Genomic DNA, 8,234 nt, shown 5'->3' with positions numbered 1-8,234 from the left:
CCCAGCTTTTCGCGCAGGTTGAAGACGCCGGAAGCAAACACGTTCGCCAGCGGCCCATCAATGTCGCGCAAGCGCTGGATGTGGGTGACGAAACGATTGCCTTTGTGGCTGAAGACAAATCCCGGCGGCGTCGCCTGGTACCAGGCGCTGTAGCTTTCGGGCCGTTGCAGCGCGTAAAACGAACCGTTGAGTTCGATCGACGGCAAGGCGCGCGACGCGAACGCCAGCTCGTCGGCCTGCCTCAGGCCATCCGGATAAAATACGCCGCGCCAGGGTGCATAACGCCAGCCGGAGATGCCGATGTAGATTTTGCCCATGGGACAAGTATAGGCACAAACCGTAAATCGACAGTGCGATACACCTCACAAGACCGGCATTTTTCCAGATCTGCACATCCCATGAATCGGACCTGCGCTTTAGAAATCGACTAAAAAGCCGGCGCCGATGGATTTTTGCGAATAGTTGTAATCGATCAGGCTTTCGCCATAACCCGAAAACAGATGCAAGTACCCTTTCAGATTGGTCGTGACCGGAAAGGCCCAGCCGGCTTCGAGCGCGCCGTGTCCGGTCCGGAAGTTGCGGCGCCCGGTCAACGAATATTCGTAACCGTCCTGGCGGTAGGTGGCGCGCACGTCACCATGGCCCATGTAGTCGACGATATCGATGTTGTCGTTGTTGGATGTTGCATTATCGAGGCGTTTCCAGATCCTGGCCGACAGCGCCAGGTTGCCGTATTCGGCGCCCAGTTCAGTATAAAAACGGTTCCAGCTGCGGGACAAGGTGGAGGATTGGCCGTTGGACTGATGCACCAGCCCGAAATTGAGATAGCGGAAGTTGAAGTCGCCGATCTTCATGCTCAATGGCAGCGTTGCAATCAGTTCAGGCTGGTAATTGGTTTCCCGGAACGGGCTGGAATCGGCTCGGTTGTATGCCTGCCAAAAACTTTGCTGGGTATAGGCCAGCCACAGGTCGACCGGGCTGCCGGCGATGTTTTCCGCCATCTTCATCTTGAAGCTGAGCTGGTAAGTCAATTCCGTGTGCTGCGGTTTGAGTCCGTTGGCGTCGCTGGCGAACGGCGCGTCGTTGGTGGAGCTGCTGTAATTGGCCAGCAATACGTAATTGCTCAGGTAAGACTTGAGGGCGAACACGCCGCGTTTGGAACTGGGATCAAGTTCCCAGCTCTGCACTGTATGCGAAATAGGCGACTCACTCGGTTCGCTTGCCTTCTTGGCGACGGCTAAGGCCGGCGGCGATGCAGGCGCAGCCTGGGAATCGGCAGCAGCAGCGGGAACCGGCGTATCCGCTGTAGCCTTGGCCAGGGCATCGAAGCAGCCTAGCCGCGCACTGGCGTCACCTAATACGGAGCAGCGCGCCAGTTGCTGTTCCAGTTCAGCCGCATGCAGCAGCACCGGCGACATGCAGCTTAAGGAAAAAACGATTTTCTTGATGTTTTTTTGCATAGTGGGTTCTAAAAAATACGAAGCTGTCCAGCCCATGCCAACCTTTGCAGGCATGGAGAATCAAAGCGTATGCGCTGCTGCCCGACGCTGTTGACCAATTACGGTGCTCGCTTGGAAACATACTTCCGGCAGTATCAAAAAACAAAAAAAAGCCCGCACTCATGCGGGCCTTGGCGCATTTCTCATTTTCATATATTAACAAATGCCGGACGCCGGATCATTTCCGGCCTTATGCAGTATGTGCAGCGAATCCCACCTGATCCGGCGCAACCTCAGGCCGCAGCGTCAATTCGGGGATATCGTAGGCGCCAGCATTTTGCGGACGAAACGGTATAGGCGCGGTCTGCCAAAGATCGTCAAGGCGCTGGCCGAGGGCGTCCCGAATCTTTGCAAACCTTGCTTCGTCGATCCGGCCTGTGCGGTAGGCCACGAACGGCGGCAAGACGTCAAAGCCGGGGTAATACAGCACCCCATGCTGGATGGGGAACAAAATATCGTCTATCGGGCCGTTGATGCCCCGCGGGCTGTAATGAGACTCCCATCCGCCCGTAGTGACGACCAGCATCGCACGTTTTCCCGCCAGCGTGCCTTCGCCATAGCGGTCGCCCCAGCGCGCGTCCGAGTGCTCCCCTACGCCGTATGCGAAGCCATAGGCATAGACGCGCTCTACCCAGCCTTTCAGGATCGCCGGCATCGAGAACCACCAAAGGGGAAATTGCAGGATGACGGTATCCGCCCATCGCAACTTATCCTGTTCGAGCGCGATATCCTTGCTCTGCAAGCCATTCTCGAACGCGTGCCTGGATTCAAGCGACGGATCGAAGCGCATGCCGGGCCGCCGGGCTTGCCAATCCATGCTGTCGTCCGCGTCCAGCGATGCTTTCCACTTCATTGCGTATAAATCCGAAACCTGGACGGCGTGGCCGGCATCCTCAAGGTGCTTGACCGAGAAGTCCTTAAGCGAACCGTTCAGGGACTTTGGTTCGGGATGGGCATAGACGAGAAGAATATTCATGGTTGTGCTTTCAGGGATAAGGAACAAGCAGCTTAGGTTTTTGTAAGCTATATTGAAAATGAATTCTCAATATTCCAGGTATAGCCATGATTAATCTCCGACGACTCGACCTCAACCTGCTGGTGACATTGGATGTCCTGCTTGCGGAACATAATGTGACCCGCGCGGCGGAGCGCCTTAACTTTTCCCAACCGTCGATCAGCGTTCATCTCGCCAAGCTGCGGGATATCTTTGGCGACCCGCTGCTGCTGCCCGGGCCACGAGGAATGCGGCCCACCGCGCGGGCCGATGAGCTGCGCGAACCTTTGCGGCTGGCGCTTGCTGCACTCGAGCATGCGGTATCGCCCGCCAGCCCTTTCGACCCGGCCCAGGCCAGTCAAACATGGCGCGTTGCCGCGACCGACTACGGCGAATCAACAATCGTGCTGCCTGCTTTAAGCGGTTTGCGTTCAGCGGCGCCCGGCACCCGGCTGGCGGTCCTTGAGCTGGTTCCTCCGCGCATAGCCAGGCAAGCGGAACAGGGAGAGATTGATCTTGCTTTCCACACTAGCGAGGGATCCCCGCCAGGATTGCGGCGTCGAACGCTCTTTACCGAGCGCTACGTCCTGGTTGGCCGCGCAGGTCATCCGCGCTTGAAAAAACGCCCGACACTCTCGCAATTCTGCAAGCTCGATCACGTGATCGTGTCGCCGGATGGCGGAGGATTCCATGGCGTCACCGATGAGGCACTGTCGGAGGCAGGCGTGGCGCGCCGGGTAGTGCTTTCCGTTCCGCACTTCCTGTTTGTCAGGTCGGTGCTGACGAACACTGACCTGGTGGCGATGCTGCCTTCGCGCCTGGTGCGCGACACCAGCGAGCTGCAAGTTGTCGAGCCGCCTGTTGAGGTGGCGGGCTACGAGATGGCCATGCTCTGGCACGAGCGTTGCCATCGCGACCCCGCACACCAATGGCTGCGCGAGTACATCGCAAATTCGGTGTAAACCGTTGACTTAAGTTTCTCCGGCATCCGGTCAGCGCCAGATATCATCCTGGTCCTTCCGATATCAGATTGTGCCTTTGCTTGCAAAACTGCTCCTATTACGCTTGATTGCGCATAGGCGTCAGGCAGGGACGTTGACGATCGTTGCCTGCATGATGGCAACTACTTTCCACGCAGTTTCCGACAAGGCGCGGACTTCTCCTGTGCAGACGGTGAGCAGCTTACCCGAAGTCTGTACCTTTCCGATTGCCAAAAATCGTTCGCCAATCGCCGGCCGCACGAAGTTGATTTTGAACTCGGCGGTGACAACGTCGCAACCGGATGGCGCCCTGGTCAACGCCGCATACCCGCAAGCACTATCGACAATACTTGTTATCGCGCCAGCGTGAACATAGCCGCGCTGCTGGGACAACTGCGTGGAGAATGGCAATTCTATTTGCACCTCGCCATCCACGACTGAGACAAGCTGCGCGCCGAGGGTCGCCATCAGGCCTTGCGATCTAAAGCTGGCTGCGATTCGTTCTTGCATTTCATTCATGGAAAAGTGGCCTCTTGATGGGATCGTGCAGGATGCTTGGCATTGATTAGACAGACCGCATATTCATGCAGTCACTAGGCCTCGGGTTCCTGGCAAACCACTTCGATGTTGTGCCCGTCCGGACCGATGACAAACGCGGCATAGTAGTTCGCGTGGTAGTGCGGGCGCAGACCAGGCGCACCGTTGTCTTTGCCGCCCGCCTCCAGAGCCGCGCGATAGAAAGCTTCGACTTGCCGGCGATTCTCGGCCGTGAACGCCAAGTGAAGATGCGCCGGCCTCTCCTCGGTTTGGTACAGGCACAATGAAGCCTTATTCTTTGGGCCAAGAAGCTCGACACCGTACGTCGGCTGCCCTTCCGAGACAACAGCTACGCCGAGCGGTTCGAGCGCCTTGAGGAAAAACGCTTTGCTCGCTGCATAGTCGCTGACTCCGAATTTGACGTGATCAAACATGGGTTCTCCTGAAGTGTGTGGGCCTGCGCGAGGCCCATTCAATTGTAAATCAGCTCTTAAAGCCAAATATTTTAAAGGCGTTCGAGATAGCCATCTACTCAAATACCATGAAAAATACCACGCTCAATGACATGTGGACCATGTCTGACCAAAAGCTGAAAGCTAAGCAGCTTATCGGACATCGGCGTCGAGCAAAGCCTGCCGGCGCACTATTCCTTGCTTCCGATGACAGTAGCTTTGTGACTGGAAGTGAATTGTTTGCGGACGGCGGTTTTGCACAGGTTTGAGGAGCTTGCGCCTATCGTGCGACATGCATCATAGGCGCGTCAAGCGTCGCCATGCCTCCTACGTATAACGCAAATTTGAGTCAAAGCTTTTTTCTTAGCCCAAATCAAAAAAAAACCCGCATTTACGCGGGCTTTTCTGCTTTTTTTACTTTTGATTACTAGCGAGTGCCAGACATCAGATCATTCCCACTCGATAGTCGCAGGCGGCTTGCCGGAAATGTCATACACAACCCGATTGATCCCGCGCACTTCATTGATGATGCGATTCGACACCCGTCCCAGCAACTCATGCGGCAAGTGCGCCCAATGTGCAGTCATGAAATCCTGCGTCTGCACCGCGCGCAAGGCCACCACATATTCGTAGGTGCGGCCATCGCCCATCACGCCGACTGACTTGACCGGCAGGAACACCGCAAACGCCTGGCTGGTCTTGTCGTACCAGGTTTCGTCCTGGTCGTCCTTGGTGTTGCGCAGCTCTTCGATAAAGATGGCGTCGGCGCGGCGCAACAGATCGGCGAATTCCTTTTTGACTTCGCCCAGGATGCGCACGCCCAGGCCCGGGCCCGGGAACGGATGGCGGTACACCATCGCATGCGGCAGGCCGAGCGCTACGCCCAGCTTGCGCACTTCATCCTTGAACAGTTCACGCAGCGGTTCCAGCAATTGCAGGTTCAGGGTTTCCGGCAGGCCGCCGACATTGTGGTGGCTCTTGATGGTGTGCGCGGCGTTCTTGCCTTTGCCGGCGCTTTCGATGACGTCCGGGTAGATCGTGCCTTGCGCCAGCCATTTGGCATTCTGCAGCTTGGCCGATTCGACCTGGAACACTTCGACGAATTCGCGGCCGATGATCTTGCGCTTGGCTTCCGGATCGGTGACGCCCGCCAGGTGGCCCATGAACTGCGCGGCGGCGTCGACATGGATCACCTTGACGCCGAGGTTCTGGGCGAACATCTCCATCACCATCTTGCCTTCGTCCAGGCGCAGCAGGCCGTGGTCGACGAAGACGCAGGTCAGCTGGTCGCCGATGGCGCGGTGGATCAAGGCGGCGGCGACACTGCTGTCGACGCCGCCGGACAGGCCCAGGATCACTTCGTCGCTGCCGACCTGCTTGCGGATCGACTCGACCGCTTCGGCGATGTAGTCCGGCATGTTCCAGTCCGGCTTGCAGCCACAGATATCGATGACAAAACGGGTCAGGATCGCTTCGCCCTGCACAGTGTGGGTGACTTCAGGATGGAATTGCACCGCGTAGAACCTGCGCTCGTCGTCGGCCATGCCGGCGATCGGGCAGTTCGGGGTCGATGCCATCAGCTTGAAACCGGGCGGCATGGCGTTGACCTTGTCGCCATGGCTCATCCAGACTTTCAGCATGGCATGCGAATCCGGCGTCACGAAATCGCTGATGTCTTTCAGCAGCGCGGTATGGCCGCGCGCGCGCACTTCGGCGTAGCCGAATTCACGCACCTTGCCCATCTCGACCTTGCCGCCCAGCTGCTCGGCCATGGTTTGCATGCCGTAGCAGATGCCGAATACCGGCACGCCCAGCTCGAACACCGCTTGCGGCGCGCGCGGCGTATCGCCGTCGGTAACGCTATTCGGGCCGCCCGACAGGATCACGCCGGAAGCACCGTAGCTGCGAACGAATTCGTCGGACACATCGTAGGGATAAACCTCGGAAAACACACCAGCTTCGCGCACGCGCCGTGCGATCAGTTGGGTAACCTGGGAGCCGAAATCGAGGATGAGGATTTTTGAGTGCATGGTGGATGCCTGGTAGCTGATTTAGCAAAAAATGAGAATCTTTAAACTGCACGCGCCACCGGCGGGTACTCCGCAGGTGGCGCGTTCCTGGACAAGATCGTAATCTCTTCGATCAGTCAGTACGGTAGTTCGGCGCTTCCTTGGTGATCTGCACATCATGGACATGCGACTCGCGCATGCCGGCTGAGGTGATTTCCACAAACTCGGCTTTTTCGCGCAGCTCGTCGATCGTCGCACAGCCGCAGTAGCCCATGGAAGAACGGACGCCGCCGATCAGCTGGTACAAGATGGTCAGAACGCTGCCCTTGTAAGGCACCCGGCCTTCAATGCCTTCCGGTACGAACTTGTCCGCCTTGTTGGCCGAATCCTGGAAGTAGCGGTCGGCGGAACCGTCCGACATCGCGCCCAGGCTGCCCATGCCGCGGTATGACTTGTAGCTGCGGCCCTGGAACAGGATCACTTCGCCCGGCGCTTCTTCGGTGCCGGCGAACATGCTGCCCATCATCACGGTCGAGGCGCCGGCGGCCAGCGCCTTGGCGATGTCGCCCGAAAAGCGGATGCCGCCGTCGGCGATACATGGAATGCCTGTCCCCTTGAGCGCTTGCGCGACATTGGCGATGGCGGAAATCTGCGGCACGCCGACGCCGGCCACGATCCGCGTGGTGCAGATCGAACCAGGGCCGATGCCGACCTTGACACCGTCGGCGCCGTGGTCAGCCAACGCCTTGGCGGCGGCGGCGGTAGCGATATTGCCACCGATGACTTCCACCTGCGGGAAATTCTGTTTGACCCACTTGACGCGGTCCAGCACGCCCTTGGAGTGGCCGTGCGCGGTATCGACCACGATGACGTCGACGCCGGCTTTCACCAGCAGCTCGATGCGCTCTTCGTTGTCGGCGCCGACGCCGACTGCGGCGCCGACCCGCAGCTTGCCCTGGCTATCCTTGGACGCCAGCGGGTGCGAGGTCGATTTCTGGATATCCTTGACCGTGATCAGGCCGCGCAGCTCGAAAGCGTCGTTGACCACCATCACGCGTTCCAGGCGGTGCTTGTTCATCAGGCGCTTGGCTTCCGACAGGTCGGCGCCGTCCTTGACGTAGACCAGCTTCTCGCGCGGCGTCATCTTGGCGCTGACTTCGGCCTCCAGCTCTTCTTCAAAACGCAGGTCGCGGTTGGTGATGATGCCGACCAGGCGATTGCCGTCGACCACCGGGAAACCGCTGATGCCGTGCTGTTCCGACAAGGCGATCACTTCACGGATGCGCATGTTCGGCGGAATCGTGATCGGATCACGCACCACACCGGATTCGAAACGCTTGACCTTGGAGACTTCACGCGCCTGTTCCTGCGCGGTCAAGTTCTTGTGGATGATGCCGATGCCGCCCTCTTGCGCCATGGCGATCGCCAGCCGCGCTTCAGTCACGGTGTCCATCGCAGCCGACAGCAACGGAATGTTGATATCGATATTGCGGGTCAGGCGTGTTTTAAGGGTGGTGTCTTTGGGGAGGACGTCCGAATAAGCGGGGACCAACAGCACGTCATCGAACGTGAGTGCTTTCTGAAGTAGACGCATAGTTTTTCCTATAGGCGCAAAAGCGAATTATACAGAAAACCGGACAACTCGCCTAACGTTGCGCAATTTTAGCCACAACGAGGAAAATATTTCCACAAAGCACTATCGATCAATTGACACGGCTAGTGAAACATGGCGAAATCTGCGCTCAATCTACTTCTATCGCCCC

8 protein-coding genes and 1 pseudogene are annotated in these 8,234 nt (G+C 58.1%); 2 read left to right on the top strand and 7 right to left on the bottom strand.

Annotated elements, in window-relative coordinates; all coding sequences use genetic code 11:
- From JWQ61_RS18750 to JWQ61_RS18740, 3 genes are all read right to left on the bottom strand, one after another.
- Positions 1-317, bottom strand: a 317-nt coding sequence (locus JWQ61_RS18750) for a DUF72 domain-containing protein (protein WP_304361833.1), incomplete at its 3' end; no start/stop codon positions are given.
- 99 nt (positions 318-416) lie between these two features.
- Positions 417-1,460: a phospholipase A gene (locus JWQ61_RS18745; protein WP_304361832.1), complete on the bottom strand. Its 1,044-nt coding sequence runs from the start codon at positions 1,458-1,460 to the stop codon at positions 417-419.
- Between the two features lie 229 nt (positions 1,461-1,689).
- Complete coding sequence (locus JWQ61_RS18740) at positions 1,690-2,475, bottom strand: NAD(P)H-dependent oxidoreductase (RefSeq protein ID WP_304361831.1); 786 nt, start codon at positions 2,473-2,475, stop codon at positions 1,690-1,692.
- Between the two features lie 86 nt (positions 2,476-2,561).
- On the opposite strand from JWQ61_RS18740, the gene JWQ61_RS18735 reads away from it, so the two are divergent.
- Positions 2,562-3,455, top strand: a complete 894-nt coding sequence (locus JWQ61_RS18735; RefSeq protein WP_304361830.1) for a LysR family transcriptional regulator — start codon at positions 2,562-2,564, stop codon at positions 3,453-3,455.
- 120 nt (positions 3,456-3,575) lie between these two features.
- Here the strand turns inward: JWQ61_RS18735 and JWQ61_RS18730 are convergent, their stop codons facing one another.
- Both JWQ61_RS18730 and JWQ61_RS18725 read right to left on the bottom strand, forming a co-directional pair.
- Positions 3,576-3,992, bottom strand: a complete 417-nt coding sequence (locus tag JWQ61_RS18730; RefSeq protein WP_304361829.1) for a PaaI family thioesterase — start codon at positions 3,990-3,992, stop codon at positions 3,576-3,578.
- A gap of 74 nt (positions 3,993-4,066) precedes the next feature.
- A complete protein-coding gene (locus tag JWQ61_RS18725) occupies positions 4,067-4,444 on the bottom strand; it encodes a VOC family protein (RefSeq protein ID WP_304361828.1) in 378 nt (125 codons plus the stop codon).
- Positions 4,445-4,644: 200 nt separating this feature from the next.
- Here JWQ61_RS18725 and JWQ61_RS18720 point away from each other — a divergent pair.
- A pseudogene (locus JWQ61_RS18720) lies at positions 4,645-4,731 on the top strand (SDR family oxidoreductase); the annotation flags it as partial.
- Positions 4,732-4,911: 180 nt separating this feature from the next.
- On the opposite strand, the gene guaA reads toward JWQ61_RS18720, so the two are convergent.
- Both guaA and guaB read right to left on the bottom strand, forming a co-directional pair.
- Positions 4,912-6,492: a glutamine-hydrolyzing GMP synthase gene (guaA, locus tag JWQ61_RS18715; RefSeq protein ID WP_304361827.1), complete on the bottom strand. Its 1,581-nt coding sequence runs from the start codon at positions 6,490-6,492 to the stop codon at positions 4,912-4,914.
- A gap of 112 nt (positions 6,493-6,604) precedes the next feature.
- A complete protein-coding gene (gene guaB / locus JWQ61_RS18710) occupies positions 6,605-8,065 on the bottom strand; it encodes an IMP dehydrogenase (RefSeq protein WP_304361826.1) in 1,461 nt (486 codons plus the stop codon).
- Between the last annotated feature and the right edge of the window lie 169 nt (positions 8,066-8,234).

The organism is Collimonas fungivorans, from assembly GCF_028292705.1.
Classification (GTDB): domain Bacteria; phylum Pseudomonadota; class Gammaproteobacteria; order Burkholderiales; family Burkholderiaceae_D; genus Collimonas; species Collimonas fungivorans_B.
This window is presented reverse-complemented; position numbering and strand designations above follow the sequence as displayed.

Excerpts from the sequence above, each read along its gene's own strand:
- JWQ61_RS18745 (WP_304361832.1), bottom strand. The coding sequence starts at position 1,460 with ATGCAAAAAAACATCAAGAAAATCGTTTTTTCCTTAAGCTGCATGTCG.
- JWQ61_RS18740 (WP_304361831.1), bottom strand. The coding sequence starts at position 2,475 with ATGAATATTCTTCTCGTCTATGCCCATCCCGAACCAAAGTCCCTGAAC.
- JWQ61_RS18735 (WP_304361830.1), top strand. The coding sequence starts at position 2,562 with ATGATTAATCTCCGACGACTCGACCTCAACCTGCTGGTGACATTGGAT.
- JWQ61_RS18730 (WP_304361829.1), bottom strand. The coding sequence starts at position 3,992 with ATGAATGAAATGCAAGAACGAATCGCAGCCAGCTTTAGATCGCAAGGC.
- JWQ61_RS18725 (WP_304361828.1), bottom strand. The coding sequence starts at position 4,444 with ATGTTTGATCACGTCAAATTCGGAGTCAGCGACTATGCAGCGAGCAAA.
- guaA (WP_304361827.1), bottom strand. The coding sequence starts at position 6,492 with ATGCACTCAAAAATCCTCATCCTCGATTTCGGCTCCCAGGTTACCCAA.
- guaB (WP_304361826.1), bottom strand. The coding sequence starts at position 8,065 with ATGCGTCTACTTCAGAAAGCACTCACGTTCGATGACGTGCTGTTGGTC.